The organism is Schaedlerella sp., from assembly GCF_056796775.1.
In genome coordinates, this window is record NZ_JBQIKP010000012.1 from 33,952 (window position 1) to 57,145 (window position 23,194).

The 23,194-nt window shown below is 50.2% G+C and carries 22 protein-coding genes and 1 other RNA gene; 20 read left to right on the plus strand and 3 right to left on the minus strand.

Annotated features, from left to right (window positions below):
- The first annotated feature begins 33 nt into the window (after positions 1-33).
- The 3 genes from rnhA to ACTOY7_RS07985 all read left to right on the plus strand — a co-directional run bounded on the left by rnhA (position 34) and on the right by ACTOY7_RS07985 (position 2,115).
- Positions 34-510: a ribonuclease HI gene (gene rnhA / locus ACTOY7_RS07975; RefSeq protein ID WP_160280677.1), complete on the plus strand. Its 477-nt coding sequence runs from the start codon at positions 34-36 to the stop codon at positions 508-510.
- A gap of 140 nt (positions 511-650) precedes the next feature.
- An RNA gene (rnpB, locus tag ACTOY7_RS07980) (RNase P RNA component class A) lies at positions 651-1,049 on the plus strand.
- A 34-nt stretch (positions 1,050-1,083) separates the two neighbouring features.
- A complete protein-coding gene (locus ACTOY7_RS07985) occupies positions 1,084-2,115 on the plus strand; it encodes a 3-deoxy-7-phosphoheptulonate synthase (RefSeq protein ID WP_300885778.1) in 1,032 nt (343 codons plus the stop codon).
- 217 nt (positions 2,116-2,332) lie between these two features.
- Here the strand turns inward: ACTOY7_RS07985 and ACTOY7_RS07990 are convergent, their stop codons facing one another.
- Together ACTOY7_RS07990 and pyrB are read right to left on the minus strand one after the other, a co-directional pair.
- Entirely contained in the window at positions 2,333-2,776 is a 444-nt protein-coding gene (locus ACTOY7_RS07990) for an aspartate carbamoyltransferase regulatory subunit (RefSeq protein ID WP_300885779.1), read from the minus strand.
- 146 nt (positions 2,777-2,922) lie between these two features.
- Positions 2,923-3,843 (minus strand): aspartate carbamoyltransferase, encoded by a 921-nt coding sequence (pyrB, locus tag ACTOY7_RS07995; protein ID WP_160280674.1) that lies wholly within the window; start codon positions 3,841-3,843, stop codon positions 2,923-2,925.
- 421 nt (positions 3,844-4,264) lie between these two features.
- On the opposite strand from pyrB, the gene pheA reads away from it, so the two are divergent.
- From pheA to ACTOY7_RS08010, 3 genes are all read left to right on the plus strand, one after another.
- Positions 4,265-5,395 carry a prephenate dehydratase gene (gene pheA, locus ACTOY7_RS08000; protein WP_300885781.1) on the plus strand — a complete coding sequence of 377 codons (1,131 nt, stop codon included), beginning with the start codon at positions 4,265-4,267 and terminating at the stop codon, positions 5,393-5,395.
- A 106-nt stretch (positions 5,396-5,501) separates the two neighbouring features.
- Positions 5,502-6,800 (plus strand): ATP-binding protein, encoded by a 1,299-nt coding sequence (locus ACTOY7_RS08005; protein WP_300885782.1) that lies wholly within the window; start codon positions 5,502-5,504, stop codon positions 6,798-6,800.
- Between the two features lie 16 nt (positions 6,801-6,816).
- Positions 6,817-7,644, plus strand: a complete 828-nt coding sequence (locus tag ACTOY7_RS08010; protein WP_482670452.1) for a DUF6612 family protein — start codon at positions 6,817-6,819, stop codon at positions 7,642-7,644.
- A gap of 166 nt (positions 7,645-7,810) precedes the next feature.
- Here the strand turns inward: ACTOY7_RS08010 and ACTOY7_RS08015 are convergent, their stop codons facing one another.
- On the minus strand, positions 7,811-9,544 hold the full coding sequence (locus ACTOY7_RS08015; protein WP_482670451.1) for an Rqc2 family fibronectin-binding protein: 1,734 nt from the start codon (positions 9,542-9,544) through the stop codon (positions 7,811-7,813).
- Positions 9,545-9,992: 448 nt separating this feature from the next.
- Here ACTOY7_RS08015 and ACTOY7_RS08020 point away from each other — a divergent pair, with 448 nt between their 5' ends.
- The 14 genes from ACTOY7_RS08020 to ACTOY7_RS08085 all read left to right on the plus strand — a co-directional run bounded on the left by ACTOY7_RS08020 (position 9,993) and on the right by ACTOY7_RS08085 (position 23,109).
- Positions 9,993-10,541 (plus strand): biotin transporter BioY, encoded by a 549-nt coding sequence (locus ACTOY7_RS08020; RefSeq protein WP_482670450.1) that lies wholly within the window; start codon positions 9,993-9,995, stop codon positions 10,539-10,541.
- A complete protein-coding gene (locus ACTOY7_RS08025; protein WP_160280668.1) occupies positions 10,532-10,948 on the plus strand; it encodes a DUF1284 domain-containing protein in 417 nt (138 codons plus the stop codon). Before ACTOY7_RS08020 ends, ACTOY7_RS08025 begins: the two co-directional genes overlap by 10 nt.
- A 25-nt stretch (positions 10,949-10,973) precedes the next feature.
- On the plus strand, positions 10,974-11,228 hold the full coding sequence (locus ACTOY7_RS08030; RefSeq protein WP_482672122.1) for a 3'-5' exonuclease: 255 nt from the start codon (positions 10,974-10,976) through the stop codon (positions 11,226-11,228).
- 172 nt (positions 11,229-11,400) lie between these two features.
- A complete protein-coding gene (locus tag ACTOY7_RS08035; protein ID WP_300884888.1) occupies positions 11,401-12,627 on the plus strand; it encodes an ABC transporter substrate-binding protein in 1,227 nt (408 codons plus the stop codon).
- Between the two features lie 146 nt (positions 12,628-12,773).
- The gene (locus ACTOY7_RS08040; protein WP_160280665.1) at positions 12,774-13,658 is read left to right on the plus strand and encodes a branched-chain amino acid ABC transporter permease; all 885 of its coding nucleotides are present in this window, start codon (positions 12,774-12,776) and stop codon (positions 13,656-13,658) included.
- A gap of 9 nt (positions 13,659-13,667) precedes the next feature.
- Complete coding sequence (locus ACTOY7_RS08045) at positions 13,668-14,735, plus strand: branched-chain amino acid ABC transporter permease (protein ID WP_300884905.1); 1,068 nt, start codon at positions 13,668-13,670, stop codon at positions 14,733-14,735.
- Positions 14,736-14,740: 5 nt separating this feature from the next.
- Positions 14,741-15,499, plus strand: a complete 759-nt coding sequence (locus ACTOY7_RS08050) for an ABC transporter ATP-binding protein (protein WP_160280663.1) — start codon at positions 14,741-14,743, stop codon at positions 15,497-15,499.
- A gap of 11 nt (positions 15,500-15,510) precedes the next feature.
- A complete protein-coding gene (locus ACTOY7_RS08055) occupies positions 15,511-16,221 on the plus strand; it encodes an ABC transporter ATP-binding protein (RefSeq protein WP_160280662.1) in 711 nt (236 codons plus the stop codon).
- 117 nt (positions 16,222-16,338) lie between these two features.
- Positions 16,339-16,959, plus strand: a complete 621-nt coding sequence (locus tag ACTOY7_RS08060; protein ID WP_482670448.1) for a cytidylate kinase-like family protein — start codon at positions 16,339-16,341, stop codon at positions 16,957-16,959.
- Between the two features lie 106 nt (positions 16,960-17,065).
- Positions 17,066-17,635, plus strand: coding sequence for a DNA-3-methyladenine glycosylase I (locus tag ACTOY7_RS08065; RefSeq protein ID WP_482670447.1), 570 nt, complete (start codon positions 17,066-17,068; stop codon positions 17,633-17,635).
- Positions 17,636-17,844: 209 nt separating this feature from the next.
- Positions 17,845-19,542: an adenine deaminase gene (ade, locus tag ACTOY7_RS08070; RefSeq protein ID WP_300884894.1), complete on the plus strand. Its 1,698-nt coding sequence runs from the start codon at positions 17,845-17,847 to the stop codon at positions 19,540-19,542.
- A 4-nt stretch (positions 19,543-19,546) separates the two neighbouring features.
- Complete coding sequence (locus ACTOY7_RS08075) at positions 19,547-20,134, plus strand: hypothetical protein (RefSeq protein ID WP_160280658.1); 588 nt, start codon at positions 19,547-19,549, stop codon at positions 20,132-20,134.
- 98 nt (positions 20,135-20,232) lie between these two features.
- Positions 20,233-21,261, plus strand: coding sequence for a LacI family DNA-binding transcriptional regulator (locus ACTOY7_RS08080; protein WP_016296754.1), 1,029 nt, complete (start codon positions 20,233-20,235; stop codon positions 21,259-21,261).
- A 384-nt stretch (positions 21,262-21,645) separates the two neighbouring features.
- On the plus strand, positions 21,646-23,109 hold the full coding sequence (locus ACTOY7_RS08085; RefSeq protein ID WP_482670446.1) for an ABC transporter substrate-binding protein: 1,464 nt from the start codon (positions 21,646-21,648) through the stop codon (positions 23,107-23,109).
- Positions 23,110-23,194 lie beyond the last annotated feature (85 nt).

The following is a 23,194-nucleotide window of genomic DNA, read 5'->3' on the forward strand; positions in this document are numbered from 1 at the left end:
GGAACCGGGGTTCAGAGAAGAACGGAGAAGAAAATGCAGGTAAACTTATATACGGACGGTTCGGCCCGGGGAAACCCGCAGGGGCCCGGCGGCTATGGCGCGGTACTGGAATATGTGGATCCGAAAGGAGAGCTGCATACAAAGGAGCTGTCCCAGGGATATGTAAAGACCACCAATAACCGGATGGAGATGATGGCGGTGATCGTGGGACTGGAAGCCCTGAACCGCCCCTGTCAGGTGAAGGTCTATTCGGATTCTCAGTATGTGGTCAACGCCTTCAACCAGCACTGGATCGAGGGCTGGGTCAAAAAGGGGTGGAAGCGCGGAAAAAACGAAGAGGTGAAGAATGTAGATCTCTGGAAGCGCCTTCTGGAGGCGAAAAAAAATCATGAGGTGACATTCCACTGGATCAAGGGACATGCCGGGCATCCTCAGAATGAGCGGTGCGACGAGCTGGCGACTACGGCGGCGGACGGCGATGGTCTGCTAAAAGACCCGGGGGTGTCGTAATGGATGTATGGAGCATCGGAGCACAGGTCTGTCTAACGGCAGTCAGGGCAGCCTGAGTTCCAGGCTGCGGTCTGGCCAGGGTGTGACCTGGAAGTATGATAGACGCGTGTTCCGCACAGCAGAAACAGTGGATTCAGGTTTAAGTAAGACAGACAATCGCGGCTGCGGGAGCCGAAAGGCTGCAGACGAGGAAAGTCCGGGCTTCACAGGGCAGGATGCCGGATAACGTCCGGTGGAGGTGACTCCAAGGCCAGTGCAACAGAAATAAACCGCCCTATGTCTTTGCGTACTGATAAGCTCATAGATTTCGGCTTGTCAGTACACAAAGACATGGGGTAAGGGTGGAAAGGCAGTGTAAGAGACTACCGCCTCTCTGGTAACAGAGAGGGCACATGTAAACCCCATCCGAAGCAAGACCGGAAGAAAGCGATGTGGCGGCCCGTCACGCTTTAGGTAGGTCGCTTGAGCCTGGCGGCGACGCCGGGCCTAGATAGATGATTGTCCAACGACATAACCCGGCTTATCGTCTTGCTTAAATCTGAAACTATTTTTATAAAGAAAGAAGGCACACCAATGGGAATGACTGTAAATGCACAGCTGCCCCTGCCGACAGACTTGAAGGCAGAATATCCTCTGACAGAGAAGCTGCGTCAGATAAAAAAGGAAAGGGATCAGGAAATCCGGGATATTTTTACCGGGGCTTCGGATAAGTTTATCGTATTGGTAGGCCCCTGCTCTGCGGACAATGAAGATTCGGTCTGCGAATATGTGACCCGGCTTGCCAGGGTCAGTGAAAAGGTTTCGGACCGTCTGATGGTGATCCCGCGGATCTATACGAATAAGCCCAGGACGACCGGAGAAGGGTACAAGGGGATGCTGCACCAGCCGGAGCCGGATAAGGCGCCGGACCTTTATGCGGGGATCCTGGCGATCCGAAAGATGCATATCCGGGTCATGGAGGAGAGCGGGCTGACCGGAGCGGATGAGATGCTTTATCCGGAGAACCGGAGCTATCTGGATGATATTCTGTCCTACGAGGCTATCGGGGCGCGTTCCGTAGAGAATCAGCAGCATCGGCTCACAGCCAGCGGCATGGATATTCCCATCGGAATGAAGAACCCCACCAGCGGCGACTTTTCGGTGATGTTAAATTCCGTCATTGCGGCGCAGAATTCTCACCGTTTTATCTACCGGGGACTGGATGTGAGCACAGAAGGCAATGAGCTTGCGCATGTGATCCTGCGGGGCGGCGTAAATAAGTATGGAACCTGCATCCCCAATTATCACTATGAGGATCTGGTACGGCTGCTGGATATGTATCAGAAAAAAGAGTTGAAGAATCCGGCGGCGGTGATTGATGTGAACCATTCCAATTCGGACAAGAAGTTCCGGGAACAGATCCGCATCACCAGCGAGGTGCTCCACAGCAGGAGTTACAACCCGGAGTTGAAAAAACTGATCAAGGGAGTGATGATCGAGAGTTATCTGGTGGAAGGCTGTCAGAGCATCGACAGTGAACGGATCTATGGAAAATCTATCACCGATCCCTGTCTGGGATGGGAGGATACCGAGCACCTGATTTATGAGATTGCGGAGAGGTGTTGAAACTTTTACAAGAGGAAAAAAGCAGCTTGCTGTGAGGGGCGGCTGCGGCGAAGCTCATAGATGATATAAAAAATACAGCCTTCCGCGGATAACATGCGCAGGCTGTATTTTTATGCTGCTGTTTTAAAATGATTCCATCTGTTCGGCTGAATGCTCTAAAGAGTATCCAATCGACTCCATACAATGAAAAAAACATACAGGTGGAAATTATGCGGGATTATTTTATGCTGCGGTACTTCTCCTCGCAGTACTTGCAGCGGTAAACCTGGTTCTCCTCATCCGTCAGGATAAAGATATGGTCCAGACCCTGCTCAATGGATGTGATGCATCTCGGGTTCTTGCAGCGGATCACATTCTTGATCTCCGCGGGAAGCTTTAACAGCTTTTTCTCTACGATCTGTTCGTTCTGAATGATATTGACCGTAATGTTGTGGTCAATGAATCCCAGAATATCCAGATCCATAAAATCAATGGGGCACTCGATCTTGATGATATCTTTTTTGCCCATCTTGCTGCTCTTTGCGTTCTTGATGATGGCAACACAGCAGTCCAGTTTATCCAGATGCAGGTACTTGTAGATTTCCATACTTTTTCCTGCCTCGATGTGATCTAAAACAAAACCTTCGGAAAGCTTTCCAACGTTCAATGTACTATTTACCATATTCGGCCTCTTTCTTTTTCATCATCCGCAGAACTTCCGCATCCGTATCGCGCCAGCCTGAAACCGCGGTTTTCTGGCCGATGCTTTGCGGCACGGAAGGACTGTATTGTTCTATAATAAGGTTACACTTGAGCTATGTTCAAAAATCAGTCCACATGGATATCCAAAAGCGTCAGGATCAGAGCCATACGCACATAGACGCCGTACTGTACCTGACGGAAATATGCGGCGCGGGGATCGTCGTCTACCTCTACGGAGATTTCGTTGACCCTGGGAAGTGGATGGAGCACATACATATCCTCGGGCGCCAATTTCATTTTCTTGCGGTCCAGGATATAAAAATCCTTCATCCGTACGTAATCCTCTTCATTGAAGAAGCGTTCCTTCTGAACTCGGGTCATGTACAGGATATCCAGCTCCGGAAGCGCGTCCTCCAGACGGACAACCTCTCGATACGGGATCTGCTGTCTGTCCAGGACATCCTGTCGCATATAATCCGGGAGTCTTAATTCCTCCGGAGAGATCAGGATGAAACGGATGCCGGTGTAACGGACCAGGGCATGGATCAGGGAGTGTACGGTACGGCCGAATTTTAAGTCCCCGCAGAGGCCGATGGTCAGATTGTCCAGACGTCCTTTCAGATTCTTGATGGTCAGAAGGTCGGTCAGAGTCTGGGTCGGATGCTGATGTCCTCCGTCGCCTGCGTTGATGACCGGAATGCCGGAATGCTGGCAGGCCACCATGGGAGCGCCTTCCTTGGGATGTCTCATGGCGCAGATATCTGCGTAGCAGGAAACTGTCCGGATCGTATCGGATACGCTTTCCCCCTTTGCGGCAGAGCTGGAATCCGCAGAGGAAAATCCCATCGTATTGCCGCCCAGATTCAGCATGGCAGCTTCATGGCTCAGGCGCGTCCGTGTGCTTGGCTCATAAAATAAGGTCGCAAGCGTCTTGCCTTCGCAGGCATGAGCATATTTTTCGGGATGTGCCTCGATATCCTGTGCAAGTTCCAAAAGAGTGTCCAATTCCTCAACAGATAAATCCAGAGGGCTCATCAAGTGTCTCATAAAATACCTCCTCGTACTTTGTGTGAATGATCACGGTAATAACGATTCAAAACCGTATGTTTTTGGGAAAAGGAAAACAGAAAATATAAATAAATCAGATGAATTGAACATCTTTCCCAGACAGGAAATAGAAAATGCGGAAATAAAAGGAACAGTGATACAACGACAAGCGGTGACTGGTCCTGGTTTGCGCCTTCGTATCATATTGTGTCTGATCTGGTTCATCTGTCTGCCTCCTTTCTCCGGATACGGATTCTGATGTTACTGTTCACAGCAACATTCTTTTACATACAATATCTTAAAAATGACCCTTTGTCAACAAAATTTTGAAAAATATGTTTTGTTAAAATAGTAGCATTTATTAAAAAAATATATTATACTAATAAGAATGAATTGAAACAGGGACAAAGGAGAAGAGAGTATGGCTGCACTGGAAGACTTGAGGGTACGTTTGGATGGGATTGATGAGCAGATCGTCAGGCTTTATGAAGAGCGGATGAAGGTCTGCGAGGAAGTGGGGGAGCTTAAGGTACAGAACTGGGGACGGGTGCTGGACCGGCAGCGGGAGCGCAATAAGCTGAACGATGTGGCTTCGAAGGCTTCCAATGAGTTCAATAAAAAAGGGATCCAGGAGTTATACGAACAGCTCATGTCCATGAGCCGGAAGCTGCAGTACCAGCAGATGGTGGAGGCCGGCGCCCTGGGGAAGCTGCCCTTTATCGGGATCGATTCCCTGGAAAAGGATACGGCACGTGTAGTCTATCAGGGAGTAGAAGGCGCCTACGGACAGGCGGCCATGCTGAAATATTTTGGGGAAGGCTGCAATAATTTCCATGTGCGGACATTCCGGGACGCCATGGAGGCTATCGAGGACGGAGCGGCGGATTATGCGGTGCTGCCGATCGAGAATTCATCGGCGGGAGCGGTGACAGAGGTCTATGATCTTTTGGTGGAATTTGAAAACTATATCGTAGGAGAGACAATCCTTCCGGTGCGGCATACTCTGGCCGGACTTCCGGGGACGGATCTGAATGAGATCAGGCGGGTCTATTCCAAGGCGGAAGCACTGATGCAGACCACCCATTTTCTGGACGAGTATCCGAACTGGCAGCAGATCAGCGTGGTCAATACGGCGGTTGCGGCAAAGAAGATCCTGGAAGATAAAGATCCCGCTCAGGCGGCGGTCTGCAGCGCCTACGCGGCACAGGTTCACGGGCTTTCGGTGCTGGTGGACGGCATCAATGACGAAATGAATAACTCCACCCGTTTTATCGTGATCACCAACCAGAAGGTTTTTCTCAAGGATGCGTCCAAGATCAGCATCTGCTTCGAGGTGCCTCACCAGAGTGGATCTCTGTACCGGCTGCTGTCACATTTTATATATAATGACCTGAATATGTCCAAGATCGAATCCCGTCCGGTGGAAGGGAAGAGCTGGGAATACCGGTTCTTCGTGGATTTCGACGGCAACATGGGGGACGCGGCGGTGAAGAATACGATCCGGGGGCTGAGAGAGGAAGCGATCAACCTGAAGATCCTGGGGAATTATTAATGAAACAGCAGTGTAAGGAATCCATCCCAAAGGGGCATCCCATAACTGATCCCTCCGCGGCTGGTGTGATACTTACGGGCCATGAGTATATAATGAGGAAAAGAATATGCGTACGAATGAATTGATGCTTTATAAAAATATGGAACATGGGGATATCCTGCTGGATATGACCTTTCTGATGGAGAATTACGAGAACGGATTCTATAATCAGGAGGATCTGAGAAGCCTCCTCTTCGAGTGCGTCAATGAACTGCTGGAGATCGCGGCCCGGTATGGGTTTGAGGGCAATCTGTGGCATGCCTATCTGACCTTTCTGCTGGCCAATCACGAGAATGCCTACAGTACGTCCTGTGAGATCGTAGGACAGGTGAACGGCAGCATCAATCAGATTGTGCTCCATGATTTTGAGGTGATGAGAGAGCTGTTTGACTATGATTTCGGACCCATGCAGAAGGCATTGAACGCCGACTGCTTTTCCCTCCTGCTGGATTATGAGAATATCAACGCTTCCAGCAAGGTATTTAACAAACGGATTCGGGATCGGATCTGCGGTTTAAGCCGGTCCCTGGGAAAAGCGGCAGGAACGGAGGAATTTAAACAGTGTCTGACCCGGTTTTATCAGGAATTCGGGGTGGGGAAGCTGGGACTTCATAAGGCATTCCGGGTGGAGCATCCCGAGGGGGAAGGGGCGCGGATCGAACCCATTTCCAATATTGCCCATGTGCGCCTGGATGACCTGGTGGGCTATGAGATCGCCAAGAAAAAGCTGATCGACAATACGAAGGCGTTTGTGGAAGGGCGCAAGGCCAACAACTGCCTGCTCTACGGAGATGCGGGAACGGGAAAATCCTCCTCGATCAAGGCGATCCTGAATATGTATTACGACCAGGGACTTCGGATGATCGAGATCTACAAGCACCAGTTCCGGGATTTAAACGATGTGATCGCGCAGATCAAAAACCGGAACTATAAGTTCATCATTTATATGGACGACCTCTCTTTTGAAGAATTTGAGACAGAATATAAATATCTGAAGGCGGTCATCGAAGGCGGGCTGGAAAAGAAGCCGGAAAATGTGCTGATCTATGCCACCTCCAACCGGAGGCATTTGATCCGGGAGACCTTCCGGGACAAGGCGGATCGGGACGATGAGCTGCATACCAACGATACCGTGCAGGAAAAGCTGTCTCTGGTCGCCAGGTTCGGCGTCACGATCTACTACGGTTCTCCGGATAAGAAGGAGTTCCAGGAGATCGTGCGGACGCTTGCCCGGGCAAACGGGATCAATATGCCGGAGGAGACGCTGCTCTTGGAGGCGAACCGGTGGGAGCTGAACCACGGGGGACTCTCCGGCCGGACGGCACAGCAGTTTATTGATTACTTATCCGGTACAGAATTTTCTTGAAAGGATATAAAAGACAATGATACGAAAGTGGAAAGCGGTATGGAAACGGGCAGGCTGCCTTGCTCTGATGGTTCTGTCCATGTGCATGCTCACGGCATGCGGCGAAAAAATGACTCCCGAGAAGCTGATGGAGTCCATGTCAACCAATATGTCTGGGATTACGTCCTTTGCAAATAAGGTGAAGCTGAACTTTGAGCTGGAGGATGTGCTGTATACAACTTCGGTTTCCATGGATATCAGCCTGGAAAGCACGTCGGACCCGAAGGCAGGGCATGCATTGGGGAAGGCACATATTAAGATGCGGGGGGCGGAGCTGGAAAGCGTCCTGGAGGTCTATCAGGTGATGGAGGATGGCCGGCGAGCTACCTACAGCAGCCTGGACGGCAATTGGAGCAAGGAGATATCGGAGCATACCAAGGGGTCTGTTATTACGATTGACAACAGTTTATTTTCCACCATGTCGAATTCCGTGGAGGATTTTGAGATTGCGGACAGCATGATCGAAGTCAACGGCGAGGAGTGCTATCAGATGTACGGAGAAGTGACCGGAGAGAATCTGAAAGGGCTGATCGGCGGTCAGATGCTCAATGCCTACGGCCTGGTGAAGCTGCCGGATGAGGACGCGGTTTCGGAGCTGGTGATCCCCATTACCTTCAATATATACAAGGAGAAGCTGCTCCCGGCGCGGATCGTGGTTGATATGTCGGAGGCTATGAACGGGCTGTATGACAAGTTCGAGAAAACAACCAATGTCAATTCCTATAGTATTAAGCTGGATTTTGACAAGTATGGGACAGTGGAAGAGATCAGGGTGCCTGAGGAGGTCAAGGCAGCAGCGGGGTGAGCATTCGCTGCTTTAGGAACTGCGCAAAACAGCAGGTTATTTTCGCGCAGATCCTCAGGCTGCCTTGCGCGATCAAAGATAAAATCAGGGAATGGACGCTGCGGCGGTCTGTTCCCTGATTTTTGTGATATAAAATATGGATTGTAAAGCTTTGGGGCACAGCTCCTTACCGAATCTCCTGGATCCCGCTGATATCACTGTCAATCACAAGAGAGTAATTTGTGTAGTATACTACAAAGCCGGGCTTCCCGCCCTTGGGCTTTTTCACATGCTTTTTCTCCACATAGTCGATCTCCACCTTCTCCACTCCCCGCATACTGGAATAGTAGGCGGCCAGCCGTCCGGCTTCCTCGAAGGTCTGGTCCGGCAGATCCTCCCCGTTTGTCTTGACGATGACATGGGAGCCAGGGGCCTGCTTGACATGGAACCACCAGTCATTTCCGACGGCAAGATCAAAGGTGAGCTGGTCATTCTGAAAATTATTTTTCCCTACATACATATGATAACCGTCGCTGGAAACGTAATGCAGGGGCGTGTTTTTGATCTTCACTTTTTTCTTGGAAAATTTGCGCCGCATCAGTCCAGACGAGATCAGCTCCTCCTTGATCTCCGCCAGATCATCCTCACTCATGGCAATATCCAGGGAGGTGCGGACGGATTCCAGGTAGGAGATCTCCTCCTGCGTCTCCTGGATCAGGCGGGAGAGAGCCTCATAGGTCCGTTTCAGTTTGTTGTATTTTTCAAAATAACGCTGGGAATTTTCCTGCGCCGTTTTCGTAGGATCCAGCGGAATGGAGACCATTTCATTATTATAATAGTTCAAAGCTTCCAGCTTCTTCGCTCCTTCTTCCAGATTATATCCATAAGTATTGATGAGCTCACCGTAGACTTTGAACTTGTCCCGGCTTTCGGTATCTTTGAGCTGCCGCATCTGCAGGTCGTATTTTTTCCGATTCCGTTCCAGGGCAGTCTGGAGGATATGCCGCAGGTCCGTGGATTTCTGCCGGATTCTGGTAATAGTGTTTTTCAGGGCATAGTAGGTCTCCAGCACCCGGGAAATGGAATCGAATTCCACACGTTCCCATCTCTTCTGGGGCAGAGGCAGAGAAGAAAACTCCTTCGGTTCCTTCCCTTCATAATAAATGGCCGGAGAAAATCGCTGTTCTTTTACGCCGGAAAAATAGATGTCAAACTGATTGTAAACATGCCGCAGGATGTCCTCTGAAAATGCAGACGCCGGAAGGCCGGAATCCACCTGGGCGATGGAACAGACCGCCTCCGCCGTCACCGGGCTGACTCCGGTAAAGCTGGTGTAGACGGCTTTGGAAAGAGGCATTGGCTTCGCTTGCAATACTTGGGAAAAGGTTTCAAAATCCACAGACAGCGGATCCTGCTTCTCCATGGTATCCGGGACGAAATAGGACCGCCCGGGGAGCACCTCCCGGACCGAGCTCATCTGGGCGGACACATGCTTGATGCTGTCGATGATGGTGCCGTTCTCCGTGCAGAAGATGATGTTGCTGTGCTTGCCCATGATCTCCACAATCAGGTCCTTCCGGCACAGATCGCCCAGTTCGTCGAGATGCTCGATGGTAAAGTGGATGATCCGCTCGAGGCGGGGCTGGTAAATATCCACGATCCGTCCGTTTGCAATGTGCTTGCGCAAAAGCATGCAGAAATTGGGGGCGGTCATGGGACTTGTCTTATTGGACTCCGTCAGATAGACCAGTGGCAGGGACGCGCTGGCGGACAGATAGAGCCGCTTCTGCCCGGCGGGGGTCTTGATGGTCAAAAGCAGTTCGTCCGCTTCCGGCTGGGCGATCTTTGCGATTCTTCCGTTTTGAAGCTGTTCTTTTAATTCGTGGACCAGGTTTGCCACGACAATTCCGTCAAAAGCCATGATGTATTCCTCACTTTCGTTTTATATAATGCGCTATCATTGCCAGTGAGCGGGACGGCTATTTCTTATCTCGGAACGGATGGGAGCACGTCCTCCGGCTGCCTTGGCAGATATATTATTTTATTCTTGGCAGAGTTCTTCTCTACTGGTTTTTAATCAAAGAGATTGGCAGAATTGCAGGAAAGTACTCACAACAATTTCTTTAACTTTACTATAAAGATGCTGCGATTTCAAGCGATACTGAAACTCTTTTTTTGAAGAGTAAAATGTTAACTATAAAAATAAATTGGTTGACAATTTGCGTATATGTAATTATACTAAAAAAAGAATGAATTCCAATAGCGTACTGCGCAGCTATCGGGATCCATTTCGCAAGCCAGTACAGAAAATCTGCTGCCGACAGGTTTTCTGTAACTAATGAGATTAGAATATGAGGGAGGCATACACCATGCAAAATTCAAAGATTTCCACTCAGGACATATGCAGCATTGCCATTATGACGGCCATCACAGCGGTCATGGCGCAGATTTCCATTCCCATGCCGATGGGCGTGCCGATGACCATGCAGACATTTGCCGTGACTCTGGCTGGGGTGGTCCTCGGCGCGAAGCGGGGGGCAATTTCCATGATCATTTATGTACTGCTGGGGGCGATCGGCGCTCCGGTGCTGGCCGGATTCAGCGGCGGTTTCCAGCATCTCATCGGGCCTACCGGGGGATTTCTTCTATCTTTTCCTATCATGGCATACCTGATCGGCGTGGGTACAAAGCTGAGAAAGCAGAAAGGCATGTTTGTTTTATTCCTGATCCTGGGGACAGCTGTCAATTATACAGTCGGTGTGCTGATGTTCTGCATCCTGATGAAAGCATCCGTTTGGACGGGCATTACGGCCTGTGTGCTGCCCTTCCTTCCGACGGCAGTGATCAAAGCGGCCGCTGCCTCCATACTGGGGCTGAAGCTGCATGTTCGATTGGGGGAGGCGCTGCAATGGACTTGAGGCCGCATCATCTTCTCTGCACCCAGGGATATTCCGGAAAAGGGTACAGCGACAAATTTGTAGAAAATATGAACCGGGTCACGGAGAAACTTCGGGGCAGTGAGCCGGTGATGGTCCATCTGACCTGTTCCACCGATGTTTTGTGCGCTGATTGTCCCAATATGCTGGGGACGGATCTGTGCAGTACCAACGAAAAGGTGAAGCGGTATGACTGGAAGGTGATGAAATATTTTCAGTTGGAAGAAAAGGATTATATTTATCAGGAGTTGGTGGAAAGGATCCGGGAAGAGATGACACCGGAGATGCTCGCAGATATCTGTGACGGGTGCAGCTGGTATCCGGTCAGTGCCTGTCGGGAGAAGATATTGGGAAAGAAGAAAAGAAGGACACCGCAACAACCAGATTGATATATTTGAGATTAAAGCGAACAAGGTGGATGACCGCTCCTTTAACGGTGTGCGTATCGCTACTATGCACAGGATAAAAGGCCTGGAGTTCCATTACATTTTTGCCGTCGGAGTCAATAAGAGGGCGCTTCCAAACGGAGCCCGCGGCGACTTCTCAGATGATATATCTCTTGAGGAATTTGAGATGGGAGAGAAATGTCTGCTGCATGTGGCATTGACCAGAGCAAGAACTGGTATATACATGACATGTTATGGAGCGATGTCGAACTTAATCGTGTAGTATAGAAGATTTAAAGCAGGCAGTTACTATTCACAGTCAGATAAAAACTGTGAATAGTAACACAGCAGGCATTGAATTCTTTATAAAATACTTGACAAAACTCCCAATCCACGATATGATTTTTGAGAAAAGAAGAACAGAGCGTACTCTGTTATTTGGGAGGAAAGATAAGATGAGAAATTGGAAGAAATTTTTGTCAGCCGCAATGGTCACAGCCATGACGGTTGGAATGCTTGCCGGATGCGGCGGCGGGAACAGCGGCAGTGACAGCAACAGCAACAGCAGCGAAAGCAATAGCGGCAGCGAGAGCAGCAGTGATGCCGGGAGCGGCGACGCGGTATTGAAGATCGGCGGGATCGGACCTACCACCGGCGGGGCAGCGATCTACGGCATGGCTGTAAAGAACGGCGCGGAGCTGGCAGTTAAGGAGATCAATGCGGACGGCGGCATAGGCGGCATCCAGATCGAGTTTAATTTCCAGGATGATGAGAATGACGCGGAGAAGGCAGTCAATGCTTATAACACCCTGAAGGACTGGGGCATGCAGGCATTGCTGGGAACCGTGACTTCTGCTCCCTGTGTGGCAGTCGGCGATGTGGCACAGGGGGACAACATGTTCCTTCTGACACCGTCAGGAACCGCAGTAGAGTGCGTGCAGTATGACAATGCGTTCCGTGTATGCTTCTCCGACCCGATGCAGGGACTGGAGTCTGCAAAATACATTGGAGAGAATAAGCTGGCGACGAAGGTTGCGGTTATCTATGATAGTTCGGATGTATACTCCACAGGGATCTATCAGGCATTTGCGACAGAGGCAAAGAACCAGGGTCTGGAACTGGTAGCGACTGAGGCGTTTACGGCAGAGAGCAAGACCGATTTCTCCGTACAGCTCCAGAAGGCGAAGGACGCGGGCGCAGAGCTGGTATTCCTGCCGTTCTACTATTCTGAGGCAGCCCTTGTACTGCAGCAGGCAGCAGGCATCAATTATGAGCCGATCTTCTTCGGATGCGACGGTATGGACGGTATCCTGGACGTGGACGGATTTGATGCGTCTATGGCGCAGGATCTGATGTTCCTGAGCCCGTTTACACCGACCTCTGAGGAGGAAGCGATCAAGAACTTTGTCTCAGATTTCGAAGAAGCTTACGGCGGAACACCGAACCAGTTTGCGGCAGACGCGTATGACGGAATCTATGCCATCAAGGCGGCTATGGAAAAAGCAGGCGTGACCGCGGACATGAGCGCGGCCGATATCTGTGACGCTATGAAAACAGCCATGACAGAGATCACTATCGACGGAGTGACTGCAAAGGCACTGGCCTGGGAAGCAAACGGCGAGCCGAGCAAAGAGCCTATGGTAGTGAAGATCGCAGACGGAGATTATGCGGTAGTTGAGTAAGCAATGATGATCTGACGATCGGTATAAAAAGAGGTCTGTAAAAGACCATGGAAACGTATGTAATATCAGATAGAGGGTTATCTTTCGGGATAGCCTTCTATTTGTATCATTTCTCCTAAAAAAATGAGAGACAGGTGGACGGGTATATGAGCTTTATATCTTATTTGATCAATGGTATCAGCCTGGGAAGCGTATATGCAATCATTGCGCTGGGCTATACGATGGTATATGGCATCGCGAAGATGCTGAATTTTGCGCACGGTGATGTTATCATGATCGGTGCTTATGTAGTATTGACTGCCATGACCGGCGCGGGGCTTCCTCCCGCGGCGGCGGTGCTGGCAGCGGTTATTTTCTGTACCGTGCTGGGAATGCTGATTGAGCGGGTGGCTTATAAGCCTCTGCGCAACGCGGCATCCCCGCTGGCAGTTCTGATCACCGCGATCGGTGTCAGCTATCTGCTGCAGAATCTGGCGCTTCTGATCTTCGGCGCCAACACAAAATCCTTTACCTCTGTTGTTCCGATTCCCCCGGTGGTGCTTGCGGAAGGCAATCTGACCATTTCCGGAGAGACCATCATGACCATCGGGGCTTGCATCGTGATTATGGCGGGACTGACCTTGTTTATCAACCGATCCAAGGCAGGACAGGCCATGCGGGCAGTGTCCGAGGATAAGGGAGCGGCTCAGCTTATGGGGATCAATGTCAACGGGACCATTGCGCTGACCTTTGCCATTGGTTCTGCTCTGGCGGCCATTGCAGGCGTGCTGCTCTGCTCGACTTATCCGACCCTGACCCCGTATACAGGCGCCATGCCTGGAATTAAGGCATTTGTGGCGGCGGTATTCGGCGGGATCGGCTCGATTCCGGGGGCTATGATCGGTGGGATCCTGCTTGGCATCATTGAGATCTTCGGAAAGGCATACATTTCTTCCCAGATGGCAGACGCCATCGTATTCGGCGTGCTGATCGTGGTGCTCCTTGTGAAGCCTGCCGGAATCCTCGGCAAGAATATTCAGGAGAAAGTGTAGGTGAATGGGATGAAAAAGATGAATAAAATGACTAGAAATAATCTGATCACATATGTGATGGTGATCGTCCTCTATCTCATTGTACAGGCACTGATCATGTCAGGCAGCCTTTCCAGCCTCATGCAGGGGCTTTTAGTGCCGCTGTGCGCTTATGTGATCCTGGCGGTTTCCCTGAACCTGACCGTAGGGATCTTAGGAGAGCTGAGTCTGGGCCACGCCGGATTCATGTGCGTGGGCGCCTTTTTCAGCGCCTTTTTCTCAAAATGTACGTCAGCGGCGATCCCGGTTGCGGGCCTGCGGTATTTTATCGCCCTGCTGATCGGGGCGGCGGCGGCAGGGGTTTGTGGCATTTTGATCGGAATCCCGGTACTGCGCCTGAAAGGGGATTACCTGGCGATCGTGACACTGGCCTTCGGCGAGATTATTAAAAATATCATGAACATCCTGTTTATCGGAAAAGACGCCAACGGATTTCATTTTTCTACGAAGGACGTGATGGCGCTGAATATGGAGCCGGACGGGGTGGTCATCATCAACGGCCCCCAGGGAATCACGGGAACGCCCAAGGATTCCTCCTTTACAGTGGGAGTGCTTCTGATCCTGCTGACCTTGTTTATCGTACTGAACCTGATCCATTCCCGGAGCGGCCGCGCCATCATGGCAATCCGTGACAACCGGATCGCGGCGGAGTCCATCGGGATCAATGTGACCAAATACAAGCTGATGGCATTTTCCATCTCTGCGGCGCTGGCAGGCGTGGCGGGCGTGATCTATGCCCACAATCTGGCGACTCTGACGGCTCAGCCTAAGAACTTCGGATACAACATGTCCATCATGATCCTGGTGTTCGTCGTACTGGGCGGTATCGGAAATATCCGGGGCTCCATCATTGCGGCTATCGTTCTGACGCTGCTTCCGGAACTGCTGCGGAGCTTAAGTGATTACCGGATGCTGATCTACGCGGTGGTGCTGATTGCGATGATGCTCTTTAACTGGAGCCCCAAGGCGATTGAGTGGAGAGAGAAGTATGCGGAGAAGTTCCGTGCAAGGAAAAAAGCAAAGGCAGAGGAGGTTTGAAAATTATGGCATTACTGGAAGTGAAAAATCTGGGAATCTCCTTTGGCGGGCTGCGCGCGGTGAATGAATTTCACCTGCATATCGAAAAGGGCTGTCTATACGGCCTGATCGGTCCCAATGGCGCGGGCAAGACTACGGTCTTCAATCTGCTGACCGGGGTATACCGGCCGAATGAAGGGATCATTACGCTGGACGGGGAAAACATCGTCGGAAAGAAAACCATCGAGATCAACCGGGCAGGCATTGCGAGGACCTTTCAGAATATCCGTCTGTTTAAGGAGCTGACTGTATTGGATAATGTGAAGGCAGGCCTGCATAATCATCATCCGTATTCCACACTGGAGGGCGTACTGCGCCTTCCCAGATACTATAAGGTGGAGAAGGAAATGGACGAAAAGGCCATGGAGCTTTTGAAGGTCTTTGACCTGGACAGGGAGTCTCAGACGCTGGCTTCCAACCTTCCATACGGAAAGCAGAGGAAGCTGGAGATCACCCGGGCGCTGGCGACGGAGCCCAAGCTTCTGCTCCTGGATGAGCCTGCGGCGGGCATGAATCCCAATGAAACAAAGGAACTGATGGAGACGATCCGTTTCGTGCGGGATACCTTTGACATGACGGTGCTTTTGATCGAGCACGATATGAAACTGGTGTCCGGGATCTGCGAGGAGCTGACCGTACTGAACTTCGGACAGGTACTGGCCGAGGGCAAGACAAGCGATGTGCTGAACAATCCGGAAGTCATCAAGGCATATCTGGGAGAATAGGGGGTGAGATCATGGCAATGCTTGAAATCAAAGATATCGAAGTATTTTACGGCGTGATCCAGGCTATCAAGGGCATTTCCTTTGAGGTCAACGAAGGCGAGGTCATCGCCCTGATCGGCGCCAACGGCGCGGGAAAGACGACGATCCTGCATACCATCACAGGTCTTCTGTCCCCGAAAAAGGGCTCCGTGATCTTCGAGGGAAAGGATATCACGAAGGTTCCGGCCCACAAGATCGTATCCCTGGGGATGGCTCATGTACCGGAGGGGCGGCGTGTATTTGCGGAGCTGTCCGTGTACCAGAATCTGAAAATGGGGGCCTATACGAGAAAGGACAAGGCGGAGATCGCCCAGACTCTAGAAATGGTCTACAAACGGTTTCCACGTCTGGAGGAGCGGAAAAACCAGCTTGCAGGGACCTTAAGCGGCGGGGAGCAGCAGATGCTGGCTATGGGCCGGGCGCTGATGTCCCATCCGAAGATCATCGTGATGGACGAGCCGTCTATGGGATTGTCCCCGATCCTGGTGAATGAGATCTTTGATATCATCCAGGAGGTCAGCGCAGGCGGGACCACCGTGCTTCTGGTAGAGCAGAACGCGAAGAAGGCATTATCCATCGCAGACCGGGCGTATGTGCTGGAGACCGGGAAGATCGTGCTGGACGGAGACGCGAAAGAACTGATGAACGATGATTCCATCAAGAAGGCGTATCTGGGAGAATAAAACGGTGAAAGGGAATTGAAAGAATGACAGAAACGCTGTCTGCAGCTGGAAATCGTCCGTGACGGGACTTCTGTGCATGGCAGCGTTTTTTCAGCAGGAGAGAGGAGGACTGCGGATATGGAAAATATTGTAGTAACGATCGCAAGGCAGTATGGAAGCGGCGGAAAGACCGTGGGGGAAATGTACGCGAAGGAGCTGGGGATCCCCTGCTATGGGATGAACCTTCTGAAAATGGCTTCGGAGGAGAGCGGCATCAATGAGCAGCTTTTCATGCAGTTTGACGAAAAGCTGAGGAATAACCTGTTGCTGCGCATGACGACAGATCTCTATGACGGGAAGGTGATCCCGCCGGGACATAAGGATTTCGTATCTGCGAAAAATCTGTTCAACTGGCAGGCGGAGGTCATCAAGCGGCTGGCAAAAAGCGAGACCTGCGTGATCATCGGGCGTGCGGCGGATTTTGTGCTCAAGGACTATCCCAACGTGGTCAGCGTATTTGTCCATGCTTCGCCGGAATTCAACCTGGCCCGGGCCATGGAACGCAACAGCATGACAACGGCGGAGATGGAGAAATTCATTGCCTCGACGGATAAGTACCGCTCTGATTTTTATAAGCACTATACCGGCAGGGAATGGACGGACGCAAGGAACTATGACCTGTGTCTGAACAGCGGGAAGCTGGGATTTGTGAAGTGTGTGGAGGAGATCAAGGCGTATATTAAGGTGAGATTTGAATGAAAAGGTTTAGGCTGCTAATCCAAAATCTCAGTTTTATTGCAATAAAACCGATATTTCGAATCAGCAACCGTACAGTTAGAAAAATTTTGGAGAAAGGAATACGATCATGCAGTGGAGCGATGGAAAAAGCAGATGCCGCTGGGCTAATCCCAACAATGAGAAGTATATTCATTATCATGATGAGGAATGGGGGGTTCCCGTATATGGCGACCATAAGCTGTTTGAAATGCTGATACTGGAATCCTTTCAGGCCGGGCTCTCCTGGGAATGCGTGCTGAATAAGCAGGAGGCGTTCCGGGAGGCATTCGAAGGATTTGATCTGGAAAAGGTGTGCGCGTATACGGAAAAGGATTTCGAAAGGCTGCAGGAAAATCCGGATATCATCCGCAATAAACGGAAGATCCGGGCCGCGGTATCCAACGCAAATGTGTTTCGGGAGATTCAGAAGGAATTCGGGAGTTTTTCGGAGTATATCTGGCACTGGACAGACGGGAAGGTCATCTATGAAACAGGGCTTGCGTCCTCAGAACTTTCGGATCAGGTGTCAAAGGATCTGAAAAAGCGGGGGATGACCTTTGTCGGGACAACGATCATCTATGCGTATCTGCAGGCAGTCGGGGTGATCTATTCCCATGAGGAAGGGTGCTTTTTGGAACATTGTGAAGAAAAATGTTAGATTTTTGAACCGCTCATAGATGGGCGGTTCATTTTCTGCGGAGAAATTTCAGAAAAGAAAATGACAAACATGTTTAGATTAAGAATTTTTGCCCTGCTTGCAAAGCGGTTTCCTTTATGCTAAGATTGATTACAACACCAGATGATAGTATGAAGCTGAAAAAAGATTTTATAGAGAGTGTGCAAAGAAAAAAGGAGAAGGAGGCAGCTATGAGCAAAAGTATGATCCGGGCTGCGAAGGGCGAGATTCCCGCAGACCTGGTACTGAAGAACGGCAGCGTATTGAATGTATTTTCAGAGGAGATCGTCCCCTGTGATGTGGCCATTGTGGACGGCCGCATTGTGGGACTGGGGAGCTACGAAGGGGAACGGGAGATTGACTGCACGGGCAAGTACATCGCCCCGGGGCTGATCGACGCCCATGTACATATTGAATCCTCCATGGTGTCCCCCCTGGAGTTTACGAAGTATATCATCAGAAAAGGGACCACCGGGATCGTGGCGGATCCTCATGAGATCGTGAACGTCAGCGGAAAGCGGGGGATGGACTATATCCTGGACGCGTCGGAGCAGGTTCCGGCGGACGTCTATGTGATGGTGCCCTCGTCGGTGCCTGCCACCAACATTGACACCAACGGCGCCGGAAAATTTCTGGCAGAGGACATGGCACAATACAAATCCCATCCGAGGGTGCTGGGCTTGGGAGAGATGATGCGGTTCGTGGATGTGCTGAACGAGGAGCCGGAAACCCTGGATAAGCTGGATGCGTTTTCGGATATGGTGATGGACGGGCATGCTCCGGGGATCTCACAGAAAGAGATCCAGGCATACCGGATGGCCGGGATTCAGGACGACCATGAGTGCTCCACCGGCGAGGAAGCACTGGAAAAGCTTCGGGCCGGATTCCACATCCTGGTCCGGGAAGGCAGCGGGGCGAAGAACCTGGAAGGGATCTTAAGCGGTCTCCTCAAAAACGGGGCTTCCCTGGATCAGTGCATGTTCTGTACGGACGATAAGCATCTGGAGGATATCGAAAAGGACGGACATATCAATTACTGCGTCCGCAAGGCCATCGCCCTGGGCGTGCCGGAGGCGCGGGCATACAAAATGGCGTCCTGGAATGCGGCAAGGTTTTATGGCCTCAAGGACACAGGCGCAGTAGGGCCGGGCTACCGGGCAGACCTTCTGATCATTGACAATCTGAAGGAAGCAGTGCCTTCCATGGTGCTCAAGGACGGGAGGATCGTGGAGGAAGCATGGCTGGATTCCTTCGGATATGAACTCAAGGACCGATCCCTTCTCCGTACAGTCCGGATCCGGAGCATGTCAGAGGAAGATCTGCTTTTGACAAAAAAAGAAAAGAACCATGTGCTGGAGCTGGTGCCGAATGAGCTGCTGACTCTGCACAGGGTGGAAGAAGTTCCGGGCCGGCATGGCGTGTTTATTCCGGACAAGGATTACGCGAAGCTGGCCGTGGTAGAGCGGCACGGCAAAAACGGAAAGGTAGGAGTGTGCCCGGTGAAAGGATACGGGATCCAGTCCGGCGCTATTGCGACGACCATTTCCCATGATTCCCACAACATCATTGCGGCAGGCGATAACGACCGGGATATCCTGTGCGCAGTCCGGGAACTGGAGCGGATCCAGGGCGGATATGTGATCGCTTCCGGCGGCAAGGTAGTGGATGAGCTTCCCCTTGCCATCGGCGGACTGATGAGCGTGGACCGTGCGGAGGCTGTGCAGAAGAAAACCGGAGAAATGGTACAGAAGGCGCGGAGCATGGGCGTATCCGAGGGAGTGGATCCGTTCATTACGCTTTCCTTTATGGCGCTGACCGTGATTCCGGAGCTGCGGCTTACGGAAGCCGGGATGTTTGATGTGACGACAATGCGGTTTATCAAAGAGTAGAGAGATGGCAGAGAAAAAAGAAAATCACTTGATCAGTTTCATAAGAAAATATGCCGCCGTATTGCTGGCAGGCTGTGCGGTCCTTCTGCTTGCAGCATATTTTATCAATATCATGTTTGTGCAGAACAAAAAGACGGCTGTTTCCGTGCTGGTCCTGGAATTTATGGAGGATACCTCCGTGCTGGAGCAGCAGGTCCGGGAAGTGCTTGGGGCGGCCGAGGATGAGGAAATAGAGATTCGGACCATTTCTGCCGGAGTCGGGACGAATAAAGCGGTTGCGCTGACCTGGATTCGGGCGGAGGTAGTGGATGTGGTCATAGGGGAAGAAGAGCAGATGACGGAATACGCACAGGCCGGGTATCTGAAGGATCTGGGCGACACAGAAGCAGAGCAGCCGGACGCTTTCCTGTGCGGACTGGCGGAGTATGATAAGGAAGGCAATGTGACTGGTACGGGACCGGAAAGCTGTTTTGGAAAATATGCCGGGGAGATTGCCGGGGTCCCGATGGAAAAGCCGGTGGCTGGTCTGGCTGGTAATGCTTCGAATCTGGACAATGCGCTGATGCTGCTAAACTTTTTTTCTGAAAATTAAATAGTAAATATTTACCAAAAAACTTGCAATCTGCTTGTCTGACGGCTAGAATAGGAAGAGGGCAAATTGAACTCCCGCAAAAGGAGTGAGGTGATTGATTGAAAGCAACGATCAGGGAGATTGCAGAACGGGTCGGAGTTTCTTCTGCAAGTGTTTCTTTGGTGCTGAATCACAGGGATTGCAGAATCTCAGAAGAAACGAGACAGAAAATATTTGATACGGCCAGGGAAATCGGCTATGTCAGAAAGAAAGACAGAATAAAAAGCAAAAGCAGGTACAGCGGCCGGCTGATCGCGCTGATCTATCCGCGCCTTCGGAATGAACTGATCGAAGAATGCATGCAGGGGATTGAAGAGTATGCGTCGTTGTATGACTACCATGTATTTCAGCTATACTGTTCGGAGACAACGCAGAAGTGTATTGAGCAGATTGAAATAGCGGTGTTCATTGGGGCGGCCGGGTTGATCCTGATTCCGCCGAATGACATGAATACAGGGGATAACCATATCCTGCTGGGGGAAGCGCTGAAGCATTCCGGGATCCAGTATCTTCTGTTGGATAAAGCGGTCTATAAGGTGTTTTGTGATTTTATCACAACGGACAATAAACTGGGCGCTGACATGGCAATGGACCATCTGCTCAGCTACGGCCATCGAAGGATTGGGATTCTGGCCGGAAAAAAAGAAATCTATAACACCAGAAAAAGAGTGGAAGGCTATAAAGACAGCCTGGCGCTCCATGGCCTGGAGTATGACGAAGAACTGGTCTACTATGGAGAATATTCCCGGCAGTCAGGGTACGAGGGAACCGGTTATCTTCTTTCAAAGGGGGTGACAGGGCTGGTATCCTGCAATGGAGAAATGTCACTGGGGGTATATGAATATGCCAGAGATAACAACAAGGTGATCGGAGAGGATATTTCGATCGTGAGTTTTGGAAATCTCAGGGAGGCCGGGTGGGTGAATCCCATGCTGACCAGTATCATTCAGCCGGGGGAGCAGATGGGGCGAAAGGCAGTGGAAGTGCTGATCAGCCGGATTCGGCATGAAGAGATCGGAGGGATCCATACGAATTATTTTACACCCACCCTGCGGCAGGGAGACTCTGTAAAAAGAATCGGGCATTGATACCGGCTATATACTGAGCACCAGATTTCATCGGACGTGAGTATCATTTATGAGTTATAAAATAAAAAAGCACATTCATTTTATGTTTTGTAAGAATCATAGAAATGAATGTGCTTTTTTTGTGCATAACTTACAAAAATATAAAGTTTATCAAAGTTTATCATATGTAAATAAGGAAAAATATGTTTGATAAAATACTTATAATCAGATTATTTAATTTAATGTATAAAAAATAATGAAAATTATAATATGTAAAATTAATAATGTGCATAAATAGTAATTGACAAATGAGAAAAACTAAGATATAGTATGCTTAACAAATAAAAAATGATAAACAAAAGATAAAAGTTTATCAAGAAGTGATGAAATTAAAGGAGGAAGTACATGAAAAAGAAAATGTTATCCATGTTACTGTGTGCTGCAATGTTCACATCTATTTTATCCGGATGCGCGATATCAACCACAAAAGAGTCTGATGACAGCGGCACAGAGAGCACGGAAGGAACAGAAGGCTCAGATGATGCAGATTCTGACGCAGAAGCAGGGGACGATGTTGTTGTCATGAAGGATGAAGATCTGGAAGGCAGAGAGGAGATTACATTGTGGTTCTGGGGTGCAGAGCCATATGCTCAGGAGGCTTTCAAAAAAATACTTGTAGACAGCTATAATGCATCTCAGGATGATTATCAGCTTGTAGTAGAGTTCCGTCCGTCTGTAGATGCAGATATCAAAACAGCCCTGGCAGCAAATCAGGGACCGGACATCATTTACGGTTCCGGCCCATCCTTTGTAATGCCGCTGGTAGAAGCAGAAAAGCTGGAAAACATGGATGCATATTCAGAAGAGTATGGATGGAAGGACAAGATCCTGGAACCATATTATGAGTCAGGTACAGTACATGGAAGCCTTTACAGCCTGGTAAACGGCGTCAGCACAATGGGCGTATTCTACAATAAAAAAGTGCTGCAGGATAATGGATGGGAAGTTCCCACGACCATCGAAGAAATGGAAGCAATCATGGATGAAGCGATCGAAAAGGGAATGTATGCTTCTGTCACAGGTAATAAAGGCTGGCAGCCGGTAAATGAAAATTACGCGTCTCTGTTTCTGACCCATATCGCGACGCCTCAGACCATGTACAAGGTTCTGACGGGCGAAGAAAGCTGGGTAAATGACGACGTGAAAGCAGCCATTGAAAAATCAAAAGAATGGTGGGATAAAGGATATCTTGCAGGTGAAGATTATGTAAACCTGAACTTCAGTGAATCACTGCAGCTCTTATCCGACGAAAAATCACCTTTCTTCGTGGGACCGTCTATTGCATTCCAGTGGGCAGCTTCCTTCTTTACAGGCGATAAGGAAGAAAACATCGCGTTTATCCCGTTCCCGGCAACGGAACAGGTTCCGGATGAGACTTATACATTAGGCGGGGCCTGCACATTGTCCATCAATGCAAACGCGGAGGATTCCCATAAGGATGAAGCTGCAAAAATCATTGATATGATGATGAATGCAGAATTTATGCAGGAAATGACAGCAGCCTGGCCCGGATACTGGGGAACTCCTCTGAAGGACCTCTCCGGTGTTGACACAGGCAATATGAATTATCTGTCCGCAGAATTTGTAAAGGTAGTCAGCGATATTTCAGATGCTGTTAACCAGGGAAATTTCGGATATTATGACAACACCTTCTTCCCGTCCGCAACGCAGACAAGAATCGTCAATATCGATGAAGTCTGGTATGAGACATCAACGGTAGATGAGTATGTACAGTCCCTGGAGGATGAATTTAAAACAGAGTTCGAGAACGGTATGGTGCCGCCGACTCCGAAGCCCAATATGGATTAAGGAGTTGTGTGCTGAAGAACCATGAATAAGTGATCAAGCGGGCCGGAATGGATCAAATAGCAGATTCCGGTCCGCTTTTTCACTA